Origin of the sequence: Streptomyces sp. PU-14G (assembly GCF_041028275.1) — a bacterium.
Lineage (GTDB): Bacteria > Actinomycetota > Actinomycetes > Streptomycetales > Streptomycetaceae > Streptomyces.
This window is the reverse complement of record NZ_JASKYT010000685.1, coordinates 1-1,249: the sequence shown is the minus strand read 5'-3', so window position 1 is coordinate 1,249 and position 1,249 is coordinate 1. Positions and strand designations below refer to the sequence as shown.

At 71.4% G+C, this 1,249-nt stretch carries 2 protein-coding genes; one reads left to right on the top strand and one right to left on the bottom strand.

What is annotated here, in order from left to right; translation table 11 throughout:
• The coding region (locus AB8Z75_RS34710) for a helix-turn-helix domain-containing protein (RefSeq protein ID WP_369209087.1) at positions 1-330 on the bottom strand (330 nt) is incomplete at its 3' end.
• Positions 331-533: 203 nt separating this feature from the next.
• On the opposite strand from AB8Z75_RS34710, the gene AB8Z75_RS34705 reads away from it, so the two are divergent.
• Positions 534-1,079: a flavoprotein gene (locus AB8Z75_RS34705; protein WP_369209085.1), complete on the top strand. Its 546-nt coding sequence runs from the start codon at positions 534-536 to the stop codon at positions 1,077-1,079.
• The last annotated feature ends 170 nt before the right edge of the window (positions 1,080-1,249 follow it).

Here is a 1,249-nt window from a genome sequence, read left to right as displayed (position 1 = left end):
GCTGCCGTCCGCCCCCGGTACGTGCACGAGTCCGTCCTCGAGGTCGTAGAGGTCCAGGGACTCACGGATCGGGCGGATCAGGGCGGCGAGCCTGTCCTGCTGGAGCTCGGTGACGTACGGCTGTCCGGTCAGCACGGTCACATCGATCCGCAGCAGTCGCGCCACCGCCGAGATCAGGTCGGGCGACGCGTTCTTGCGGCCTTCCTCGACCTGCCGTAACAGGCTGTAGGAATAGGGGATCTGGGCGGCCATACCGCGCTGGGTCAGTCCGGCCAGTTTGCGTTGGTGGGCGATACGGACGCCCGCGTGTTCTTCCTTCAGCCCGCGCATCCGCGACTCCGTTCGACTTTCCGATGCCCCGGCACGGTACGCACGGTGACGTGGCGAACCGGTTTGCGGCCGGGATCACCACTCGATCGAGTTCCGCGAAGTTGCGCCGGTGGGGCGGGGTGTGAGAGAGGCGCACGAGACGGCGAAAGGGCGCGGAGAGGGCGGGAAAGGTGCCCGGCGGGCATTCATGGTGGGATGCGCCTATGACCTCACGTGTCCTGTACCTGCTCGCCTGCGCCGCACCACCCGTGCTGCGGATCGCCGATGTCGTCCGGGACGCCCGGCGAGCGGGCTGGGATGTGTGCCTCGGTCTCACGCCGACCGCGGCGCACTGGCTGGACGGTCAACTGCCCTCCCTGGAGCGCCATTCCGGACGCCCCGTGCGCTCCGGGTACAAGCTCCCCGGCGGCCCCGACGTCTGGCCGCCCGCGACGGTGGCCCTGGTGGCACCCGCGACGTTCAACACCCTCAACCAGTGGGCACTGGGCATCACGGACAAGTTCGTCGTCGGTTTCGCCGCCGAGGCGATCGGCAAGGGCATCCCTTTGGTGACGATGCCGTGCGTGAACGCCGCCTACGTCCGGCACCCCCAGTTCGCCCGTTCCCTGGAGGTTCTGCGGGGCGCCGGTGTGCGGGTGCTGTACGGGGAGGGCGGTTTCGTCCCCGAACCCCCGGGGCAGGGCCGCCCCGGCGCGTTCCCGTGGAATCTCGCCCTGGAGGCCGTGGAGCAGGCCGCCGCCAAGGTGTGAGCCCGGCCACAAGAAACGTCACCGGGCGGCGAGTCCCGGCCCTGGCCGACGAGGGCCGCACCGAGGGCTGAGCTCCGCCCCGGCACGGCTGCCGGCTCCCTGCCCTTGGGACCGGTGCACCTGCCGGTCCGGGGCCCGGGGGTCCGGGGCCCCGGGMMSTCRGGGSMGGG

Excerpts from the sequence above, each read along its gene's own strand:
- AB8Z75_RS34705 (WP_369209085.1), top strand. The coding sequence starts at position 534 with ATGACCTCACGTGTCCTGTACCTGCTCGCCTGCGCCGCACCACCCGTG.